Raw genomic sequence first — 20,354 nt, forward strand, 5'->3', positions numbered from 1 at the left:
TACCGGAGGCATCCGTGAGTGCCGCACCCACCGCCGGTCACGGCGTCTTCTCCAAAACGCGCGCGCACATCACCGCGCGCACGCTGCGCACCGATCGGTGGTGGCTGCCACCACTACTTACCGCGCTCGGGCTAGCGGCGTTCGTCGGCTACGCGACGGTGCGCTCGTTCGTGCGCACTGCCTACTGGGTGCCCGAATACCACTACCTTTCGCCGTTCTACTCACCGTGTTTGAGCGAATCGTGCGTGCCAGGGTCAAGCCACTTCGGTACGCCAATTCCCGCGCTGCCCATGTGGATTCCGCTCGGGTTCGTCGTGCTGCCGTTCCTGCTTGGGTTCCGGCTCACCTGCTACTACTACCGCAAGGCCTATTACCGCTCGATCTGGTTGTCGCCGCCCGCATGTGCGGTTGCTGAGCCACACGCGCAATACACAGGCGAGTCGAGAATGCCGCTGCTGCTACAGAATTCGCATCGCTGGTTCTTCTACTTCGCGCTCGCGGTTTCGGCGATCAACACCTACGACGCCGTGACCGCGTTCCACGGCAGTGGTGGTGGATTCGGCTTCGGTCTCGGCAACGTGATTCTTACAATCAACGTGATTTTGCTGTGGTGCTACACGATTTCGTGCCACTCATGCCGTCACGTTGTCGGCGGACGGCTCAAACATTTCTCCGCGCACCCGGTGCGCTATCGCATGTGGACCATCGTTTCCAAGCTCAACACCCGCCACATGCTGCTTGCGTGGACCACACTCGCCACCCTCGCGATCACCGATTTCTACATCATGTTGGTCGCCTCGCACACCATCTCGGACCTGCGCTTTATCAACTAAGGAGCTTCACCGATGCCAGAAGTGGAAACCCACGACTACGACGTCGTGGTTGTCGGGGCGGGCGGCGCGGGGTTGCGCGCGGTCATCGAGGCACGCGAGCAGGGCAATTCCGTCGCGGTCGTGTGCAAGTCGCTCTTCGGCAAAGCACACACCGTGATGGCCGAGGGCGGCTGCGCGGCGGCAATGGGCAACGCGAACGAAAAGGACACGTGGCAAACGCATTTCGCCGACACGATGCGCGGCGGCAAGTTCCTCAACAACTGGCGCATGGCCGAGTTGCACGCCCAAGAAGCCGCCGACCGCGTGTGGGAGCTGGAAACCTATGGGGCACTTTTTGATCGGACGCCCGACGGTCGCATCAGTCAGCGCAATTTCGGCGGGCATACCTACCCGCGCCTCGCCCACGTCGGCGACCGCACCGGCCTTGAACTCATTCGCACGATGCAGCAGAAGATCGTTTCGCTACAGCAAGAGGATTACGCGGCGACCGGCGATTACGAAGCGCGCATCAAGGTCTTTCACGAAACCACCATCACGGAGCTGATGACGGTCGACGGCAAGATCGCTGGCGCGTTCGGGTATTACCGCGAGTCCGGGCGGTTCGTCCTGTTTCGCGCGCCTGCGGTCGTGCTCGCAACTGGCGGCATCGGCAAGTCGTACAAGGTCACGTCGAATTCGTGGGAGTACACCGGCGACGGTCACGCGCTCGCGCTCCGAGCTGGCGGCACGCTCATCAATATGGAGTTCTTGCAATTCCATCCCACTGGCATGGTCTGGCCGCCGAGTGTGAAGGGCATTCTCGTCACCGAGGGCGTGCGCGGCGACGGTGGTGTGCTCAAGAATTCCGAAGGCAAGCGCTTCATGTTCGACTACATTCCGCCCGTCTTCAAAGGGCAGTATGCCGAGACCGAGGAAGAGGCCGACCAGTGGTTGCGCGACAACGATTCCGCACGTCGCACCCCTGATCTACTCCCGCGCGACGAGGTCGCGCGCGCGATTAACGAAGAGGTCAAAGCGGGGCGCGGCACCGAGCACGGCGGGGTTTACCTCGACATCGCGTCGCGCATGCCCGCTGATGAAATCGTGCGCAGGTTGCCGTCGATGCATCACCAGTTCAAGGAATTGGCCGACGTCGACATTACGGCCGAGCCGATGGAAGTCGGGCCAACCGCGCATTACGTCATGGGCGGCATCGAGGTAAATCCCGATTCCGGCGCGGCGCTCGTTCCTGGCTTGTTCGCGGCTGGTGAGTGTTCGGGTGGGATGCACGGGTCCAATCGCCTTGGCGGTAATTCGCTTTCCGACCTGCTGGTTTTCGGCCGACGGGCCGGGCTTGGCGCGGCGGCGTATGTGCAATCTCTGACAACACGGCCCGAGCCAACGCGCGCCGACATTGACGCAGCCGCCAAAACCGCGCTCGCGCCGTTCAATCCACCAGCCGAAGGTCAAGGCGAGAATCCCTACACCCTGCACACCGAGTTGCAGCAAACGATGAACGACCTGGTCGGCATCATTCGCAAGGAAGCCGAGGTGCGCGAGGCCATCGCCAAACTCGCGCAATTGCGGGCGCGGTATGCCAACGTCACGGTCGAGGGGCATCGGCAGTTCAATCCGGGCTGGCATTTGGCGCTGGATTTGGCGAACATGCTGCTGGTCAGCGAGTGCGTAGCCCAGGCCGCGCTGTTGCGCACCGAAAGTCGGGGTGGGCACACACGCGACGACTATCCGGGGATGAATCCGCTGTGGCGCAACACCCTGCTGATTTGCGCTATCGATCCGAAGACAGCTGGTCAGCCGATTCCGCTCGTCACGGTCACGCCGGCACCGCAAGCGCCGATGCGCGCGGATTTGCTTGGGCTGTTCGAACTTTCGGAGCTCGAAAAGTACTACACCCAGCAGGAATTGGCGGAATATCCACCTAAGTCGGAGGCATAGCTATGGGATACGACGGCCGATTTCGGGTGTGGCGTGGCGATGTTGAAGGCGGCGGCCTCAACGACTACACCGTGCTGGTGAATGAGGGCGAGGTGGTGCTCGACATCCTGCATCGCTTGCAAGCAACCCAGACCCCCGACCTCGCGGTGCGATGGAATTGCAAAGCGGGCAAATGTGGTTCGTGCTCGGCCGAAGTCGACGGTAAGCCGCGGCTGCTGTGCATGACGCGCATGTCGACGTTCAAGCCCGACGACGTTGTCACGGTCACGCCAATGCGCGGGTTCCCGATCATCCGCGACCTGGTCACCGACGTGTCGTTCAACTATCAAAAGGCAAGGGAGATACCGTCTTTCATGCCGCCACCGGGCGTGCCTGGTCGCGACTATCGGATGACGCAGATCGACGTCGCGCGCTCGCAGGAGTTCCGCAAGTGCATTGAGTGCTTCCTCTGCCAAGACACGTGTCACGCGATTCGCGACCATCAAGACAACAAACCGGTCTTCGCGGGCCCGCGCTATCTGATGCGCATCACCGAGTTGCAGATGCACCCGCTCGACCAGGGCGACCGGCGCAAGTTCGCGCAGGAAGAAGCCGGGCTCGGCTACTGCAACATCACCAAGTGCTGCACCGACGTGTGCCCCGAGCACATCAAGATCACCGACAACGCGTTGATTCCGTTGAAGGAGGAAGTCGTCGACCGCCTGTATGACCCCTTAATTTGGCTGGGCAACAAGCTGTTTCGTCGCGATCGCGATTAGGGCTTGTCGAACTCGCCGTCGTTCACGCCCGCGGTGAACGCGACCCACTCGCTCGGCGTGAAGATCAACACCGGGCCGTCGGGGTCACGACTGTCGCGCAAGCCAACGTGACCGTCGGCAAGCATCGCCACTTCCACGCTGCCAACGCCGGTATCGCCTGCTCGTCGCCACACCGCTTCGGAGGTATCAATATCTCGCTTGGCGTTCACGCGTCGCTCCTTCGCGCTATCCCCCCATGTTGGGCGTCACGATAACCGGTCAGCGCATGCGGTGGTCAGTGATCTCGGTGCGCGGTCCAAATTTCGGCTTTCGCCCGATTCCGCTGGCGATGAGCAGTCGCACGGCGCGATGCCGGTGTGGGCGAAGGGGTTCCAGTAATTCGACCATCTCGTCGTCGTCGATCGGGCGGTCGAGCAGGGTCCAGCCGACGAGGGCGGCAATGTGGTAATCGCCAACCGAAAGAGCGTCGGCGTCGCCGAAAACGCGCTGGGCGAGTTCGGCGGTTGTCCATTGGCCGACGCCGACGATGGTTTGCAGGCGTTCGCGGGCCTCGGCTGACGGGAGTTCGGCGGTGCGGTCGATCGCGTCGGCAACGCGGGCCGCGCGCACGATGGTTTGCGAGCGTTCCGGGCCGACGTTGGCTTTGTGAAACCACCACGACGGAATGTGTCGCCAGCCTTCGGCGTCGGGCGGAAGGACCAGGTCAGCGGGGGCGGGACCGGGCGGTCGCTCGCCGAATTTGCGAACGAGCTGCCGCCACGACGCGTGCGCGGCGACGGTGTGGACCTTTTGTTCGAGGATCACCGGCACGAGTCCTTCGAAGACGAGGCCGGTTTTGAGCATGCGCAGGCCAGGGGTCACGCGGTGCGCTTCGACGATTTTGGGGTGGTCGGGTGTGAAGTCGTCGATGTTTTCGTCGATGCAGAGGATCTGATCGAGCTTGTCGATGAACTCTTGCGCGCCCGGACCCCATGCGCGGGCAGTCGCGCCATCGGTGCCCTGCTGGGTGATGCGGTAGGTGACCGGACCGGTTGGCATGCGGGCGGCCCGCCAATGGGCTTGATCTTCGGTGACGCGGTAGGTGGGGTCGCCCGGACCTCGGCGCAGCGGGCGCAGGGTCAGCGCGAGGTTGAACGGGCGTTGCGATGCGACGGTGCGCGTGAGCCCGGGGGTGCTCGGCTGGACGGCCGAGCTGGGGCGTGAGTAATCGCGCATTCGTCCATTGTGCGTTGGAGGTATGACAAATACTTCGCGAACTTCGCGCAGGAATTTACTTGCTCTCAACTTTGGTTGAGGTTTTAGTGTCGGTGCATCGGAGTTTGATGGGCGGGGAGCGAATGGGAGTGCCAAGGTGAGTATCGAATCAGTGGCTTATAGCCAGATGTATCGGCGCATGAACGCGCCAGACGAGCAGCGGCCGTTCAGCATGGCAACCGCGCGTCGCATTGTGCGGTTCGCGCAGCCGCATCGCGCGCGGATCGGGGCGTTTTTGGCGCTCAGCGTGCTTGTCGCGGTGCTCGGCGTCGCCACGCCGGTGCTTGCCGGTCGGGTGGTCAACGGCATCGTTGGTCATGCCGCGCCGCGCACTGTTGTGCTGCTCGCTGTCGTTATCGCGGTGCTTGCCATCGTCGACGCCGCCCTCGGCATCGTCATCCGCTGGCTTTCCGCGCGCATCGGTGAGGGGCTCATCCTCGACCTGCGTCGCGCGGTGTTCGACCATGTGCAGAAAATGCCGGTCGCGTTCTTCACCCGTACCCGCACTGGCGCACTGGTCAGCAGGCTAAACAGCGACGTCATCGGCGCGCAGCGCGCGTTTTCCGACACGCTTTCCGGGGTCATCACCAACCTCGTCACGCTCGCGCTCACCGTTGGCGTCATGATCAGCATCTCGTGGCAGATCACCCTGCTCGCGCTCGTTTTGCTGCCGGTTTTCGTGATTCCCGCTCGTCGCGCAGGCAATCGGTTGGCGCGGTTGCAACGCGAAGCCGCCCAGCTCAACGCGGCGATGAGCACGCAGATGACCGAGCGATTCTCCGCGCCGGGTGCCACGCTCGTGAAGTTGTTCGGTCGGCCCGAAACCGAGTCGGCCGAGTTCTCGGCGCGGGCAACCCGGGTGCGCGACATCGGCGTGCGCACGGCGATGCTGCAAACCACGTTCGTCACGTCGCTCACGCTCGTTTCGGCGCTCGCGCTGGCGCTCGTTTACGGCCTCGGCGGTTGGTACGCGCTCACCGGTTCGCTGGACGCGGGTTCGGTCGTCGCGCTTTCGCTGCTGCTCACCCGGCTTTACACGCCGCTCACGGCGCTGGCTAGCGCGCGGTTGGAGATCATGTCGGCGCTCGTGAGCTTCGAGCGGGTGTTCGAGGTGCTCGATCTGCGTCCGTTGATCGAGGACGCACCCGACGCCGCACCCGTCGCCGAGGGCCCGGTTTCGGTTGAACTCGATGGCGTCAATTTCGGGTACCCGTCGGCCGACAAGGTGTCGCTGGCTTCGCTCGAGGATGTGGCAACGTTGGACAGTCGCGGTGGGGTCGAAGTGCTCCACGACGTGTCGTTGCGGGCCGAACCTGGTCAGCTCATCGCGCTTGTTGGTTCGTCCGGTGCGGGGAAATCGACTATCGCGCAATTGGTTTCGCGGTTGTACGACGTCGATTCGGGCGCGGTTCGCCTCAACGGCACCGACGTTCGTGAGCTCACGACCGAGTCGATTCAGCGCACGGTCGGCCTGGTCACCCAGGACGGTCACCTGTTCCACGACACCATCCGCGCCAACCTTTTGCTCGCGCGCCCGGAGGCCACGGAGGCCGAGCTGTGGGACGCACTGGACCGCGCGCGGTTGCGTGACCTGGTCGAATCGCTTTCCGACGGACTCGACACCGTGGTTGGCGAGCGCGGTTACCGCCTCTCGGGTGGCGAACGCCAGCGCCTCACCATCGCGCGATTGCTGTTGAAGCAGCCGCGCGTGGTGATCTTGGACGAGGCGACAGCGTCGCTGGACTCGACGTCGGAGGCGGCGGTGCAGGAGGCATTGACCGAGGCACTGATCGGCCGAACGGCATTGGTGATCGCCCACCGTTTGTCGACGATCCGCGCGGCCGACCAGATCGTTGTGCTTGAGGCGGGCCGCATCGTCGAAAAGGGAACGCACGCAGACCTTTTGAACGCGGATGGGAGGTACGCGGAGCTGTACCGCACGCAGTTCGCGGACGACTCAGTGACGGTTAAAGTCAAGCTGTGACGATGCTTCGGTTCCGAGCGCCGTCTCTCCGCAAAGGGTCGAAGGGACGCTCGCAGTACAGACTCAGCGTCGATTGATTGTTTAGGTGATCTTTCACGACAATCCCACCGCTATGTCCGCCATCCTGTCGGGCATAGCGGTGTTCAAGCGAGCGTAGCTGCGGGGCGAATCGGTCCCGGAGCTCGCCGTACCGTTCACTGAGATGCACATTGTCAAGCAGGCACTGCGAATATGCGAAGCATGACATAGGAAACAGCAGCGCGGAGGCAACAATGTCGGCAATCTGGAGAGCCACGTGGGCATCGGAGTGACCAAAGACCGGGCTCTCCAGTAAGCTCGGATAGGGATCGCCGCCACTTCGGAAGCGTTCCGTCGTAAGGCGATGAACGGCAGGAACATTCTTGGATTTCGTTCGGGCATCCAGAATCATCATGCCGGAAGAGTGCGTTGCACCAAGGCGCCTTTCAAACTGCGACGCGATTCCCGCCACAATTTCGGCGTACACCCACCGCCGCAAAGGCCTATCACCTTTCACATGAATTTCACCCACGACCGTGGCGTTATACCGCGTGAGCAACGCCAACACGTCCGAGATCAACGTGAATGCGGCTCGACGGCGATTGCGACTGGTGGAACGAACATCACGACGCAGATCGCAACCTTTGATTTCGTGAGTAATGAGTTCACTCAGCTGCAGTTCAGGTTTCGCTAGCGCAGGATAGAACTTCTTCTTGAGTTGTAGGAAGTCAAAGACGAGGCCGCGCAGGCTTTCACCGCTCACAACGATTCCGGCGATCACCAGCACTGGTGGGTCCGTGGGCGTGCGTAGAGCCTGCTCATCGCCTGACTCATCGAGGTAACACAGCAACACGATGGGGCCCCCGTCGATAGGAAACAACTAAGGCCACTCCCGAGAGAGTGGCCTTAGGACCTGCCGCACGGTGTGCGACGTTTGCTTATGCGCTCGCTATTCTGCCTTGGGGTCGCCCCTAATGCAAGTAACTCGCGTGCGCTAAAACGCGCCCGCTACCTGCACTACCGTTCGGCCCGAGTGGGTGCCGTCCTTGATCGAGTGCAGCACCGCTTCCACGTCGGTCACCGGGGCGATCGACTCGATTACGTCCAGATGTTCCGGGCGCAGCTCCGCGCCGAGCAGTTCCCAAACCTCGCGGCGGCGGGCGATGGGGAGTTGGACTGAGTCGATGCCGAGCAGGCTCACGCCGCGCAGGATGAACGGGAGGACCGTCGTGTCGACTGCCGCGCCGCCGGTCAAGCCGCTGGCGGCCACCGCGCCGCCGTAGCCGATCGAGCTCAGGACATACGCCAGCGATGCGCCGCCGACGCTGTCGACCGCTGCCGCCCACTGCGTTTTGTTGAGGGGGCGCGGCTTGGTTTCGGGTTCGGGGAGGCGGCCGATTACGGTTTTCGCGCCAAGGGCCGCGAGGGTTTCGCCCGCGTCGGTCTTGCCGGTCGACGCGACCACCTCGAAGCCGAGACCAGCGAGGATGTCGACGGCGACGCTGCCAACGCCGCCGGTCGCGCCGGTCACGAGCACGGTTCCGTCTTCGGGGGTGAGCCCGTGGTCGGTGAGCGCCTGCACGCTCAGCGCGGCAGTGAAGCCGGCCGTGCCGATCGCGGCGGCTTCGCGGGTGGTGAGGCCGTCGAGTTTCACGACCCAGTCGGCGGGCACGCGACTGTATTCGGCGTAGCCGCCGTTGCGGGAAACGCCAAGCTCGTAGCCGTGCGCGAGCACCAAATCGCCGACGGTGAAGTCGGGCGAATCAGACGCGACGACTTCGCCGGTGATGTCGATGCCAGGGATGATCGGGTAGTTGCGCACCACGCCGCCCTTGGGCGTAATGGCAAGCGCGTCTTTATAATTCGCGCTTGAGTAGTGCACCTTGATGGTGACGTCTCCCTCGCCGAGGAAGTCGTCGCCGACCTGCTCGCGATTGAGCCCAATCTTGCCGTCCGATTCGCGCGCGACCATCGCTGAGAACTCCATTTGCCGAGCATACGAGGCGCGGGACGTCATCGGAACTACTCGATCGCCGCGATCTCAATCGATCGGCAGCATTTCCACGCGCACGCCGAGCAGGCGGACCGGACGGTCGATTTCGAAGCGGTCGATGATGTCGGTTGCGGCGTCGACGATCGCGGCCACGTCGGCGGTGGGTTCGGCCAGTTTCTTCTGTTTGCTTCGCGTCTGAAATGACTTGGTGCGCACCGTAACTGACACGCGCGTGCTCACCCGACCTTCCGCCGCCATTTCTTCCGCGACCGCACCTGCTAGTCGCGCCACTTCGCCGCGAATCTCGTCGCGGTCGGTGAGGTCGGTTGGGAAGGTCTCAGACTTGCTGTGTCCCACTGGGATTCGAGGTTGCGTGACCAGCTCGGTGTCGCCCAAGCCGTGACCGAGAACGCGCAGGTAAGGACCGGTATTGGGGCCGAATTCGGCGGCAAGCACTGCGGGGTCGGCCGCCATCAAGTCGTTAACCGTGGCAATCCCCAGTTCCTCCATGCGCTTAGCGATGCGCGAGCCGATCCCCCACAGTGCGGAAGTTGGCCGCTCGCCCATTAATTCGCGCCAGTTCGCGGCCGTCAGTTCGAAAATGCCTGTCGCAGCGCCAACTTCGTTCGACGGCTCAGCCGTTTTCTTGCCAACCTGCTTCGCGAAGCCCGTCGCCAGTTTCGCGGTGAGCTTGTTGTCGCCAATGCCGACCGCGCACGTGAGGTCGATTTCCGTTATCGCCGAACGTATTTCGTTAGCGAGCGCCCACGGGTCCGCAGTCGTCGCAACGAACGCCTCATCCATCCCAAGCACCTCAACGCCACCGGCAACCCGACCGAGCGTCGCCATGATGTCGTCAGAAACCTCTTGATAGAACGCCAAGTCGACCGGCAGAAAAACCCCGTCCGGACACTTGCGCACTGCCTGCCGCAACGGCATCCCCGCCCGCACCCCGAACCCGCGCGCGGGGTAAGAAGCGCAGGTCACGACCTTGCGCGCCTCGGTCGGGTCACCATTTCCACCGACGATCACCGGCTGGCCGCGCAACTGCGGGCGCCGTCGGAATTCCACCGCCGCCTGAAACTGGTCGAGATCGACGTGAAGCAGCCTCGTAGCCACCCCCGCAGTCTTACCGCATCCCGATAACATCGCGGTGACGCTGTGCCAGCCCCCGAGAACGGACCATGATGCCGACCGAAGCAACATCCCTCGACCTCGACCTGGCCCGCCAGGTACTCGCCGCGCAACCTTTCGCCACCCTAGTTGGCACTGAACTCGCCGAATTCGGTGATGGCGCTGCGACTTTGCTGATCGAGGTGCAGCCCGAACATGGGCAGCAGTTTGGGTTTGTGCACGGCGGGGTGCTCGCGTACGCGGCCGACAACACGCTTACGTTCGCGGCTTCGACGGTGCTTGGGCCGAATGTGCTCAGTGGCGGTTTCACGATCACGTATTTGCGGCCCGCGCTTGGGGAGCGGCTGCGCATTCACGCGACCGTGCTCGGGGCAACGCGCGCGCAGGCGGTCACGCATTGCGACATTTACGTGGAAAGTGAAGGGGAAGAAGCGGTTTTGTGCGCGGTCGCGCAGGGGACGACGCGGCGAGTCGCATCCGACCTCACGCGGGACATCGCGGGCGAGAACGAGACGCCGCCGACCGAAGAGGACGAAATCGACGACCTCGACGACCTGACGACCGACCAGTTCGCGGCGGTAAAGCCCCAGGAAACGGCGAAAACCACCGACCAGGCCCCGCAGGCGTGGTCGATGGTTGTTGCGGAGTAGGTGCCTCGCGACGGCCACCGACACCTAGCGCGTCGATGGCCGTCGCAGCGTTGACCTACGCCGACAGCGGCACCGAAGGCGCGGCCGGTTCGGCGACCGGTTCGATCGCGTACGCCAAGATTTCGGCGACGTCAGCGACCGGGCGCACATCGAGCGCTTCGAGCACCTCGGCGGGCACTTCGTCGAGGTCGGGCTCGTTTCGGGCCGGGATGAACACCGTCTTGAGCCCAGCTCGTTGCGCGGCGAGCAGCTTCTGCTTCACGCCACCGATCGGCAGGACGCGACCGTTGAGCGTGACCTCACCGGTCATGCCAACATCCCCACGCACCGGGCGACCGAGCGCGAGCGAAACCAGCGCGGTCACCATCGTGACGCCCGCCGACGGCCCGTCCTTCGGGACCGCACCCGCCGGGAAGTGGATGTGGATGTTGCGGTCGAGCACCTTCGGCGCGATGCCGATTTCCTCAAGGTGCGAGCGCACGTAGGTGAGCGCGATCTGCGCCGACTCCTTCATGACGTCGCCCAACTGGCCGGTGAGGGCGAGCGAGCGCTCCCCTTCGGCCGCGTTGGCTTCGAGGTAAAGCACGTCGCCGCCTGCACCGGTGACGGCGAGTCCCGTCGCGACACCCGGCACCGACGTGCGTTCGTCGGAGTCGGGGATGAAGCGCGGGCGGCCGAGGTAGTCGACCAAGTTGTGCACATCGACTACCAGGGTGAGCGGCTTCGCGTCGATCACCGAGTTGTCGTCGACCGCCTTGCCGTCGACCGAGCTGCCGTCGATCGCGTTTTCGCCAGCCGTAGTGCGCCCGGTGACGCTGCCGCCGACCGCGGTGCCGTTGACCAGCGCGTCGCCAATCACTCCCCCGTCGACCAGGGTGTCGCCCAGCACGACATTGTCGTACCCAAGCGACGAGTCGTAGCCCGTCGGCCCCTCAGTCGCCAGTCGCGTCGCCGCCTTGCGCAGCGCCTTCGCGACCAGGCGTTCCATCTGCCGCACGCCCGCTTCACGGGTGTAGTTGGCGGCGATTTCGCGCAACGCGGCGTCGGTGAGTGACACCTCGTCGGCCGTGAGCGCGTTGCGTTCCAGCTGACGCGGCACGAGGAAGTCGCGCGCGATGGCCACCTTGTCGGCCTCGGTGTAGCCGTCGACGGTGATCAATTCCATGCGGTCGAGCAGCGGGCCGGGGATGGTGTCCATGACATTGGCCGTCGCGATGAAAAGCACGTTCGACAGGTCGAGGTCCAGGTCGAGGTAGTGGTCGCGGAACGTGTGGTTCTGCGCCGGGTCGAGCACCTCGAGCAGCGCGGCGGCCGGGTCACCTCGGAAGTCCGAGCCGACTTTGTCGATTTCATCAAGCAGGACGACAGGATTCATCGATCCGGCTTCCTTGATCGCACGCACGATGCGACCGGGAAGCGCGCCGACGTAGGTGCGCCGATGCCCACGGATCTCGGCTTCGTCGCGCACGCCGCCGAGCGCGACGCGAACGAATTCGCGACCGAGCGCCTTGGCGACCGACTCGCCGAGCGACGTCTTGCCAACACCGGGCGGGCCGACGAGCACGAGCACCGCGCCCGAACCACGTCCGCCGACGACCTCAAGCCCGCGCTGCGCGCGACGCGAACGCACCGCCAGGTACTCGACCATGCGGTCTTTGACCTCGTCGAGGCCGTGGTGGTCGGCGTCGAGCACCGCGCGTGCGGCCTTGACGTCGGTGCTGTCGGTGGTTTTGACCGTCCACGGCAGGTCGAGGACGGTGTCGAGCCACGTGCGAATCCAGCCCGATTCGGGGCTTTGGTCGCTCGCGCGTTCCAGTCGACCGACCTCGCGCAACGCCTCTTTGCGCACGTCATCGGGCAGATCGGCGGTTTCGACGCGGGTGCGGTAATCGTCGGCGCCGTCGGGTTCGTCTTCGCCGAGTTCCTTGCGGATAGCGTTGAGTTGTTGCCGCAGCAGGAACTCACGCTGCGACTTCTCCATGCCTTCACGGACGTCCTCGGAGATCTTGTCGGTGACCTCGACCTCGGCGATGTGCTCGGTGATCCACTCGATTTGACGGGTTAGGCGAGCGGCGACGTCGGGGGTTTCGAGCAGCTCACGCTTCTGTTCGGGCGTGAGGTACGGGGCGTAGCCCGCGGTGTCGGCGATGGCGTCGACGTCGTCGAGCTGGTTGACGATGTCGATGATTTGCCAGGCTTCGCGTCGCTGGAGAACGGCGACAACGAGCTTCTTGTATTCGGCGGCCAGTTCGCGCGTGCGCGCGTCCGGTTCGACCGTTTCGACCGGTTCCGCCTCGACCCACAGGGCAGCACCGGGACCGGTGACGCCGTGACCGATGCGAGCGCGTCGCTCGGCCTTGAGCACGGCAGCGGGCGCCCCACCGCGCATCCGCCCGACCTGCTCGATCGAGGCGACAACACCGTAGGAGGCATACCCCTCATCGAGGCGCGGCGCGATAAGCACCGCCCCCGTTTTCGCCGCCTGAGCGGCATCAATGGCCGCCTGCGCTGACTCATCCAATTCGATGGGCACGACCATGCCCGGCAGCACGATCGGATCGGTGAGGAACAGCACGGGCAAGTTCTGAGCTGTAGTCATTGCGACCCTTCCAAAGTTGAGCTTTGCTCACTCAACATCAGGATGGGGTTGCTTGTTCCCGCAGGTGAGGGGGTTCACTGTGGGCGAAATTTTCCGTCCGGGGACGGTTGCCGCGCGATTCATGGCTCCGGGACTGGCACCACCCCAGTTGCGGCTTCCGCAGCTGCCAGCATCCGCACTACTTCCGGCGGGAGACGCTTCTGAAAGTCGTTATAGACCAGCTCATGCGGGTCGAACGAACGCTCCGCGCCTTCGCGGTCGATCAACGTCAAGTGGAACGCGGTACGTCCGCCAGTTTGGACCGAGACCCACCGAGCGGAGTGCTCGACCATAAAGACCTGAGCGATAAATGCCGCTAGAAAGGTGTGCAGCCAGACCCAGTCATCATCGTCCATTTGTGCGTAGTCTTGTGCGGCAAGAAACTCCTCTACGGCTGCCACGTAGACCAAGGGACCCGATTCGAGATCCGACAACGGAAGACCAAGCGAATCTAATACGTCAAAAAGGAACGGGACGCGCTCCTCCTCCCATCGTGACAGGAGTTCCTCACTTTGCGCCATCGTTGCCCTTTCTTATCCACAAGAACAGATCGTAATAGCAACCGGACGCGTCAGATCCCAGATCCTCATCAATGCCAGTCATCGATCTCTCCGAACGGGCCACCAGCCAGGTGAGTGCGAACTATGGCTTGCTCAGAGGCAGGCAGCATCGCGTAGAACGAACGGGCAGCCTGGCATACCGAGTCGTCACCAAATTCGATTAACCGAGCCACGTTGTAGCCACTAAGCGAAATGGAGCGCTCCTCAACTGGTAAGGCCATCTCACTCTGGAGAACGCGCAGAACAATGCCCGCAGACTCTGCGCAATCGATCCGGGAAACCATACGGGCGAAAGTTCCCCGCCGATAATACGGCTCATCGTAAAAGTACCCCTCAACTTCCAGCGCTGTCATCCCGGTGAGATCAGCGGGAAGCGGGATTGGTCGCGTCTCATTGATTCGGTCAGCCACCGACGGCCCGTTGAAATCCGGCGGCGGTGGCTTGATCTTTTTCAGATCTGTGTCGATCCACCAGTAACCACCCAAGGCTATGGCGCGTGCTTGCTCATCCTCCCCGTACAGTTCCAGACCTTCGTCGTCAACGAGCGATCCTCCCCGAAAACAATAGTTAATTCTCGCAATCGCTTCCTCGGACGACATCCCAAACTGGCGGCGCAACTCATCGCTGACACCCACAAAGTACGCATCCGCTTTTGCGTCCGTTCCAAATTCCCACACGGAACTCACAATACATCCATGCCGCCTAGCCCGCACCGCCATTTCTCGTTCGCCCGGCACTGGGCAGTCCAAATGCGTTCGGCACTCCGATGAACGGTGGAAGCGAACTTGCGTTTCGTAAGCCGGAGCGAGCCAGCATTTTCCAGCAGAGCTATGTCACCGGAAGCCACGAAGTCCCATTTGGCATTCGCCACCAGCACGCCGTCACTAGAGTTCAGTGCCCAACCAGCCATAAAGTCGCGGGAACCCCAGTAGACAAAGTGTTCATCGCGACATCCCGAGACCACTTCCTCAAGCAACGGTATTAAGTCATCCGCCATGCAGTAGGGAGTCTTCAATGCCCGCGGTCGCGGAACCTGTTCACTATCTGCTGAAATTCGTCTGCCCGCAGACCTAGGAGACTTTCAGCCTCGGATTGCGTCCGAGATGGCCAGCCCAATGCGTTGCGAATCTCAATGATTCGCAGCAACAATGCACTGCTGGGATACTCCTCAGCCTGAATAAAGACCCCATGATCCACACGGTCCACGAGCACCCCATCCGGCCACTGCACCGTCGGTGGAATTGTGATCCAGTCTGCGCTCAGGTACGTGAGCCACCCGAGTGTTGTCGTCCACTCGACCCCGAGCTGCGACCTGCGTAGGGAAAACGTGGGACGTGGCATCTGGTCCGCGATATAACGCGAGACTGTCCAGAAGCACGCGAGCGGGTGCCAAGCCTCCACGACTATGTGAAGCATGTCGGCCATCTGCCTCTCACTACCAAAGAGGTCGCGCGCAAAAGAAAAATCTCCCCGCTCTCCCGGTTCAGCCGCGATGAGCGAAAGCGAAGCGGTCCCGTCGCTCTTGTCGAATCGCAACGTAAGCGCAAGAATAGGATCAACCTTCCGGTTCATCAGGCAAATTTCGCCGAGCTCCTTCGTCTGCGTGACCAAACCAGCTACATCATCCGAATCCTTGCCGTTGACCTTCTTGGGCTCTCCAGCACCGTCACACTTACGCCATCCGGCCAGATCCTCCCACTCGCAGTCGAAAATATCCGCCACCGCCGATAGCGAATTCCACATCTCGACAAAGTTGGTGACCCAGTCACCGTCTAGATCAACTCGCCCTAACTCGCCAAAAAGTGAAATCCGCGTACGCTCATCGCCCGATTTCGACAACGATCCAACCATCTTATGTCCAGCCATTCTCTTCATGGAATTCAACCTCATGCTGCAAGTCACGTGAACGATGACGTCGAGCGGCATGCGCAAGGACTCAGTCCGTCAGGCGTAATGCCGGTTAGCATACGCCGTTGGCGATACGCGCATTATTGATGAGTTCAGGATCGAGATAGACTGCAGGCAAGTGGAGCTGGAATGGCGGGGTCCACACTTCTGGAACACTGCCATCGGGCAGATAGGCAAAGGTATGGCACGAGGCACACCATTCCCACAATCGCCCAGGACCTTTAAATCCTATTCCCCTAAAAACTGACGGGCGATCCTGATCTAACGAGTACCACCGATACAGGGTTGATCGGCAGCAGTTAGGACAGTTCCCGGCGACCGCAAATCGCCCCGCGTCTGCGTTAAATATCTGACGCCACTGGACCCAAGTCGCCGCATCAACCTCATGCCACATCGGGTTCACCTATTTTCTTCCAGCCAATTCCGCAATGCGTTTCCTGATCCATAGGGTTCCGTCTGCCCGAGCACGGTTGGAGTGACGCCATCCAGCGACGGCCGGCTAACTGGCCCCACACGTTCACGCCTTCTGCGTTGCCCGGGGAGTAGACGCGGGCGGTTCGGTGGCGGGGACGGGTGGGGCCTGACAGCTTAGGACGGGATTGCTCGGCGGCCCGCGCGCAGGGCGAAGTCGTCCAGCGCGGTCAGGACCGAGCGAGCCTGCCACATCCGGTTGCGTTTGTAGCCGGTGAACTCGGTCAGCATCCCGGCGTCGACTAACGCGCCGATGACACGAATCGCGTTCGATGGGGCTCTCAGAACAAGGAGGTACTCGCGGCGATCGAGAAGTTCAACTAAATTCATCGCCGAAATGGGCCGACAGTCTTAAGTATGCCGATGACACTCCCGGCCCCGCCGCAAGTTCCGTCTATTTCGGCGCGCCGGTTGGAGACATCCTTTCACTGTCACCTGTGGTGCAGGTTAGGCGCTAGCGCTACCATCACTGGTCAATTGATCACCACGCTTCTGTGGCGGAACCCTCTCGGCCGATGCCGCCACCACAGTGTGTTCACCGAAATGGGCGCTGCGGATCAAGATCAGCAGGCTCTCACGTCAACGTTCGTCGAGAAGGTTTCTCCCTGACAGCCTGGTGATCTTGAATTCACCCTAAAAAGCGAGGGTGGCTAGCCAAGCGATTGGTAGTAATACCAACCACCTTCGAGCGGCACGTACTCCGAATATTCAGATAATTGCTCGCGGGCCACGTTGTCAGGGACGAATGCGAAACCGCTTTTGACCACCGGATAATTTCGCAGCAGCCTGAACCAGCAGATGCCCTGTGCGTCTCGGTCGATGCTGTGAAACGAGTAGATGCCGACCTTAATGCCGACCAAGGGTCTGCCGGACGGTAAGGCTTCTGGGCGTTCGCAATTCGCCGCGGCTTCGGCCATCGCCGAGTGCGAGACTGCCCAACCGACGCGTCCTGCTGCATCGCACCAGGTCAATAGGGCTGTCAGCGCAATGCAGGCTGGCACGATCAGGCTCCACTTCAGCCAGCGTGCGTGCTTCGCCCTGCCGAACGCTGCCAGGATCACCCACGCAATAATTACGGCTACCAGGCCGACCGAAGCGACAAACTGGGTCTCTCCATCGCGAAATGCCGTGGCGTCGGCCACTAGAATCCACCCGGAAAGCGAAAACGTCGCGATGGTCTCGGCGGCCATCGGAAGGGTCCAGCCCAGTCCCCTCGCTTCTCGCTCAACAGCATTCGCGCTCACGACGGGAAACCTACCGCTTTCAACGAAATGGGCGGATCAAGATCACCAGGCTCTCAGGTAAACGTTCGTCGAGAAGGTTTCTCCCTGACAGCCTGGTGATCTTGAATCCAACGCCAGACATGACGAAAACAGCCCCGCAACCCTAAAAAAGGGTCGCGGGGCTGTCCAAAGTCAAAACCTAAACGGCGAATTTCTCCGTCGGCGGGTCGAAATTGGTGGGGCGGGGTGGGGTGGTGCTGCGGAAGCCAAGGATCAAGCCCGCGATCAGCGACAGCAGACCGAGGATGCCCAAAGCGACCGGGACGTAGATGCCGAAAACGTCCAGCTTGCGCAAGCTTTCGTTCGTCACGTCCATCTGCGCGTTAATCGTTTCTTCGTCGAAAACCACGTGGGTCTTCAACGCGGTCACGTCGACCTTGTCGGCGCTACGGCCGTAGAACAGGTGCAACGACTCGCCGCCCTTGAGGACCGCGCCGGTGCGCGGCTCGACCCACACGTCGCGGGTGTTGGTGTAGAAGCGGGTCATCGTGACCGGCGCATCGCCCTCAAGGCCCCACTTCGCGGCAGGGAGGGTGAGCTTGTTGGTCGGCGACGGGACAACATCGTTGATGTTGGTGACCGGGATCGTCTGGCGGAAGTGGTACACCGGGACGCCATTGATCTCAGACTCATCGACGTAATCAATGGGGTAGGTCTTACGGGCGTTGAGATCGAAGTACGGGTACGACTTGCGCTCTGTCCCGATCGGGAAGCGGTACTGCAAGCCCTCGCGGTGCGACTCGTCGAGCACCGAGGCGCCCGACTTGTCGACGGTCACGGCGATCGAACCGTTGGGCGAAGCCGCGATCGGCGCGCCGGTCACGCGGTCGATGGTGACGCGGTCAACCGAAGCGGTGAGCAGGCCGGTGTCGCCATCGCGATCATCGCGACGCAACGTCTGACCTGCCTGGACGGTCATTTCGTCGGCACCCGACGGCTCTTCAACCGTCAGGAAGCGCTGCGAAACGATCGGCACATTCTTGTCGATGCGGGCCGCGCCATCCGGCGAGGCAAGCGAACGGGAGTCGAGCACGAGGCTCTCCTCGCCGGGCACGCTCTTCGCGACGGTGGTGATCCGCAGGTTAAGTGGGGTTTTCGCGACCTTGGAAACGGTGTAGGTGGGGATCATTACGGCGGCGGCGAGCAGCAGCGCGCCGAGGCCGATCAGGATGCAGGCAATAGTCCTGCGCACGTTGCTCATCACCGGCTGCCGTACTGGACGTCGCCCAAAAGCGAAGTACCTGGATCACCGGTTGTTTCCGGTGCTGGAATCGAATTCTCTTGTGCCGCAAAGGTTATACCGACCACGGCGAGCACACCGAGAATGACCCCGGCTACCCCACTCGCGACGGCCGGGACAGCGAACTTCATCTAACGAACTCCAATTGCGTGGATCAAGCGACGGTGAAGAAGCCCAGCGTCGGTGCGAATGAACAAGTGCGCGTTGCCGATTCGGCGTCGGTTGTGGTGAGCGAACCGCTGATCACGGCGGCGACACGGCCGGTTCCGGTGTCGGCGATGGCGGTCAGGGTCGCCGGGCCGTCGGGGTTGATCTTGGACTCGGTGGTGAGCGCGGCGGTACCGGTGCGACCGTTGTCGAAGTTGACCCACTGCACCGTCAACGGCGGATTCTGTTGCGCGGTAGGCGTTTTGGTGCCGAGCGCGGTGAAGACGAAGCCGGTCTGGCCGGATGCGGGGCCGGGCGGCGGCAGTGTTGCCGGGCCGGGGACGGCGAGCGCGGTGCCGACCGAGTCGCCGGAAGCGCTGATACAGCCCTTGCCGATGGTCGGGTAGAGGAACTGCGCGATGCGCGGGCCGTCGGCGGGCGGCAGGTCGGGGCCGCCACCGCCACTGCCGTCGAGGAAGGTGATGACCTTCTCCAACGTGGCCTTGACCTGGGCGGGAATGCCCGGCGTCGCGAGCAGGACGCGGGCCTGAGCGAGCAGCGCGCCCTGGGCACCGCCAGCGATCGGCGCGGGGGCCGAGATCGCGTTGACGATGGTCGGCGCGAGCGGGGCAAGCGCGGCGGCGGAGATGTTTTCCGCGACCGGCGGGACAACGACGCTGGTCGGGGCTGCCGACGCGGGCACCGTCGCGAGCAGGGCCGCACCGGTTAGCGCAGCCGCTACTACCGCGACCCGAGATCGGGGAGTACGAATTGATCCGAGCACGGGTCAGTCCTTCGTTTGGTCAGTGTTATGTCGAGTATCAGATACTTTAGGGAGGTGACGACAGCGGACAGACGATACGGGGGTCGCACCGTTGTCGCGCGCAAAGCCGAACGACGCGGGCGCTTCATCGAAGCGGCAACGCGCGTGTTCGCCGAGCGCGGGTATTCCACCTGCTCGCTTGCCGAGGTGTGCACTGCCGCTGGCCTGTCGAAGCGGCAGTTCTACGAGGAGTTCCAGACCCGCGAAGACGTGCTGATCGCGGCGTATGACCACATCCAAGACGAGGCCGCCGCGGCCGTGACGGGCGCGCTGGCCGCCCAAACCACTCCCCCGGATCCCGAACTCGCGCTGCGACTCGGCTTCGCCGCCTACCTCGAATCGCTCGCAACCGACCCGTACCGGACGCGACTGGCGTTCATCGAGGTGGTTGGCGTGAGCGACCGGATGGAAGAGCATCGTCGCGCGCGCAGGCACGAGTGGTCGCGGGTGATCGGCGGCCTGCTTGCGCGCCTTGGCGTGCGGTTGCGCGGAAATGCCGAGCTCACAACGGGTTTGATTACCGGAGCGGTGAACGGCATCGCGCATGAGTGGCTCGTTGGTGAGGCCGATCGCGCGCCCGTGACCGAGCTGGTCGACCTGTTGACGGCTGTTGCGCTTTCGCTCGTCGAGCCCGAGTGACTGCGGGCGAGCATGAGGTCGCATCGGGCAATCACTCCTTTCTCGACATTGTGAGACTGATCAGCGTCACACTGTGGCGAGAGTCT

Annotated in this window: 19 protein-coding genes and 1 pseudogene; 6 read left to right on the forward strand and 14 right to left on the reverse strand. The window is 62.8% G+C overall.

Features of this window, described 5'->3' with window-relative positions; translation table 11 throughout:
• Positions 1-14: 14 nt before the first annotated feature.
• Genes sdhC through IEX78_RS13665 form a run of 3 tightly spaced genes read left to right on the forward strand, consistent with a single transcriptional unit; the run spans position 15 to position 3,526 of the window.
• Positions 15-833, forward strand: a complete 819-nt coding sequence (sdhC, locus tag IEX78_RS13655) for a succinate dehydrogenase subunit SdhC (protein WP_188829253.1) — start codon at positions 15-17, stop codon at positions 831-833.
• A gap of 12 nt (positions 834-845) precedes the next feature.
• Positions 846-2,768 (forward strand): fumarate reductase/succinate dehydrogenase flavoprotein subunit, encoded by a 1,923-nt coding sequence (locus IEX78_RS13660; protein WP_188829254.1) that lies wholly within the window; start codon positions 846-848, stop codon positions 2,766-2,768.
• Between the two features lie 2 nt (positions 2,769-2,770).
• Positions 2,771-3,526 carry a succinate dehydrogenase/fumarate reductase iron-sulfur subunit gene (locus IEX78_RS13665; protein ID WP_188829255.1) on the forward strand — a complete coding sequence of 252 codons (756 nt, stop codon included), beginning with the start codon at positions 2,771-2,773 and terminating at the stop codon, positions 3,524-3,526.
• Here the strand turns inward: IEX78_RS13665 and IEX78_RS13670 are convergent.
• The gene (locus IEX78_RS13670; protein ID WP_188829256.1) at positions 3,523-3,735 is read right to left on the reverse strand and encodes a DUF397 domain-containing protein; all 213 of its coding nucleotides are present in this window, start codon (positions 3,733-3,735) and stop codon (positions 3,523-3,525) included. The genes IEX78_RS13665 and IEX78_RS13670 overlap by 4 nt on opposite strands.
• Before the next feature lie 49 nt (positions 3,736-3,784).
• The gene (locus IEX78_RS13675; protein WP_188829257.1) at positions 3,785-4,741 is read right to left on the reverse strand and encodes a DNA-3-methyladenine glycosylase family protein; all 957 of its coding nucleotides are present in this window, start codon (positions 4,739-4,741) and stop codon (positions 3,785-3,787) included.
• Between the two features lie 136 nt (positions 4,742-4,877).
• Here IEX78_RS13675 and IEX78_RS13680 point away from each other — a divergent pair, with 136 nt between their 5' ends.
• The gene (locus tag IEX78_RS13680) at positions 4,878-6,764 is read left to right on the forward strand and encodes an ABC transporter ATP-binding protein (protein ID WP_188829258.1); all 1,887 of its coding nucleotides are present in this window, start codon (positions 4,878-4,880) and stop codon (positions 6,762-6,764) included.
• Here the strand turns inward: IEX78_RS13680 and IEX78_RS13685 are convergent.
• The 3 genes from IEX78_RS13685 to IEX78_RS13695 form a co-directional block, all read right to left on the reverse strand.
• Positions 6,754-7,635: a DUF3800 domain-containing protein gene (locus tag IEX78_RS13685; RefSeq protein ID WP_188829259.1), complete on the reverse strand. Its 882-nt coding sequence runs from the start codon at positions 7,633-7,635 to the stop codon at positions 6,754-6,756. The genes IEX78_RS13680 and IEX78_RS13685 overlap by 11 nt on opposite strands.
• Positions 7,636-7,776: 141 nt before the next feature.
• The gene (locus IEX78_RS13690) at positions 7,777-8,769 is read right to left on the reverse strand and encodes an oxidoreductase (protein ID WP_188829260.1); all 993 of its coding nucleotides are present in this window, start codon (positions 8,767-8,769) and stop codon (positions 7,777-7,779) included.
• 54 nt (positions 8,770-8,823) lie between these two features.
• Positions 8,824-9,894, reverse strand: a complete 1,071-nt coding sequence (locus IEX78_RS13695) for a DNA polymerase IV (RefSeq protein WP_188829261.1) — start codon at positions 9,892-9,894, stop codon at positions 8,824-8,826.
• A gap of 65 nt (positions 9,895-9,959) precedes the next feature.
• On the opposite strand from IEX78_RS13695, the pseudogene IEX78_RS13700 reads away from it, so the two are divergent.
• Positions 9,960-10,382 (forward strand): annotated as a pseudogene (locus IEX78_RS13700) (PaaI family thioesterase); the annotation flags it as partial.
• 232 nt (positions 10,383-10,614) lie between these two features.
• Here the strand turns inward: IEX78_RS13700 and lon are convergent.
• The 9 genes from lon to IEX78_RS13745 all read right to left on the reverse strand — a co-directional run bounded on the left by lon (position 10,615) and on the right by IEX78_RS13745 (position 19,590).
• Complete coding sequence (gene lon / locus IEX78_RS13705; protein WP_188829262.1) at positions 10,615-13,158, reverse strand: endopeptidase La; 2,544 nt, start codon at positions 13,156-13,158, stop codon at positions 10,615-10,617.
• A gap of 119 nt (positions 13,159-13,277) precedes the next feature.
• Positions 13,278-13,718: a hypothetical protein gene (locus IEX78_RS13710; protein ID WP_188829263.1), complete on the reverse strand. Its 441-nt coding sequence runs from the start codon at positions 13,716-13,718 to the stop codon at positions 13,278-13,280.
• A 68-nt stretch (positions 13,719-13,786) separates the two neighbouring features.
• Complete coding sequence (locus IEX78_RS13715) at positions 13,787-14,443, reverse strand: hypothetical protein (RefSeq protein WP_188829264.1); 657 nt, start codon at positions 14,441-14,443, stop codon at positions 13,787-13,789.
• A gap of 325 nt (positions 14,444-14,768) precedes the next feature.
• A complete protein-coding gene (locus IEX78_RS13720) occupies positions 14,769-15,623 on the reverse strand; it encodes a hypothetical protein (protein WP_188829265.1) in 855 nt (284 codons plus the stop codon).
• Between the two features lie 630 nt (positions 15,624-16,253).
• A complete protein-coding gene (locus tag IEX78_RS13725; RefSeq protein ID WP_188829266.1) occupies positions 16,254-16,466 on the reverse strand; it encodes a hypothetical protein in 213 nt (70 codons plus the stop codon).
• A gap of 320 nt (positions 16,467-16,786) precedes the next feature.
• Positions 16,787-17,380 (reverse strand): hypothetical protein, encoded by a 594-nt coding sequence (locus IEX78_RS13730; RefSeq protein WP_188829267.1) that lies wholly within the window; start codon positions 17,378-17,380, stop codon positions 16,787-16,789.
• A gap of 178 nt (positions 17,381-17,558) precedes the next feature.
• Positions 17,559-18,620: a cell envelope lipid trafficking protein PgfA gene (gene pgfA, locus IEX78_RS13735; RefSeq protein ID WP_188829268.1), complete on the reverse strand. Its 1,062-nt coding sequence runs from the start codon at positions 18,618-18,620 to the stop codon at positions 17,559-17,561.
• Positions 18,620-18,790: a DUF2613 domain-containing protein gene (locus IEX78_RS13740; RefSeq protein WP_188829269.1), complete on the reverse strand. Its 171-nt coding sequence runs from the start codon at positions 18,788-18,790 to the stop codon at positions 18,620-18,622. Before IEX78_RS13740 ends, pgfA begins: the two co-directional genes overlap by 1 nt.
• Positions 18,791-18,813: 23 nt before the next feature.
• Complete coding sequence (locus tag IEX78_RS13745; protein WP_229683943.1) at positions 18,814-19,590, reverse strand: Rv1157c family protein; 777 nt, start codon at positions 19,588-19,590, stop codon at positions 18,814-18,816.
• 54 nt (positions 19,591-19,644) lie between these two features.
• Here IEX78_RS13745 and IEX78_RS13750 point away from each other — a divergent pair, with 54 nt between their 5' ends.
• The gene (locus IEX78_RS13750) at positions 19,645-20,268 is read left to right on the forward strand and encodes a TetR/AcrR family transcriptional regulator (protein WP_229683944.1); all 624 of its coding nucleotides are present in this window, start codon (positions 19,645-19,647) and stop codon (positions 20,266-20,268) included.
• The last annotated feature ends 86 nt before the right edge of the window (positions 20,269-20,354 follow it).

The sequence above is a fragment of the Nocardia camponoti genome (assembly GCF_014646135.1).
Lineage (GTDB): Bacteria > Actinomycetota > Actinomycetes > Mycobacteriales > Mycobacteriaceae > Nocardia > Nocardia camponoti.

What these genes read in the sequence shown, in the direction of transcription:
- IEX78_RS13660 (WP_188829254.1), top strand. Translation starts at nt 846, where the DNA reads ATGCCAGAAGTGGAAACCCACGACTACGACGTCGTGGTTGTCGGGGCG.
- IEX78_RS13665 (WP_188829255.1), top strand. Translation starts at nt 2,771, where the DNA reads ATGGGATACGACGGCCGATTTCGGGTGTGGCGTGGCGATGTTGAAGGC.
- IEX78_RS13675 (WP_188829257.1), bottom strand. Translation starts at nt 4,741, where the DNA reads ATGCGCGATTACTCACGCCCCAGCTCGGCCGTCCAGCCGAGCACCCCC.
- IEX78_RS13690 (WP_188829260.1), bottom strand. Translation starts at nt 8,769, where the DNA reads ATGGAGTTCTCAGCGATGGTCGCGCGCGAATCGGACGGCAAGATTGGG.
- lon (WP_188829262.1), bottom strand. Translation starts at nt 13,158, where the DNA reads ATGACTACAGCTCAGAACTTGCCCGTGCTGTTCCTCACCGATCCGATC.
- IEX78_RS13710 (WP_188829263.1), bottom strand. Translation starts at nt 13,718, where the DNA reads ATGGCGCAAAGTGAGGAACTCCTGTCACGATGGGAGGAGGAGCGCGTC.
- IEX78_RS13720 (WP_188829265.1), bottom strand. Translation starts at nt 15,623, where the DNA reads ATGGCTGGACATAAGATGGTTGGATCGTTGTCGAAATCGGGCGATGAG.
- IEX78_RS13725 (WP_188829266.1), bottom strand. Translation starts at nt 16,466, where the DNA reads ATGAATTTAGTTGAACTTCTCGATCGCCGCGAGTACCTCCTTGTTCTG.
- pgfA (WP_188829268.1), bottom strand. Translation starts at nt 18,620, where the DNA reads ATGAGCAACGTGCGCAGGACTATTGCCTGCATCCTGATCGGCCTCGGC.
- IEX78_RS13740 (WP_188829269.1), bottom strand. Translation starts at nt 18,790, where the DNA reads ATGAAGTTCGCTGTCCCGGCCGTCGCGAGTGGGGTAGCCGGGGTCATT.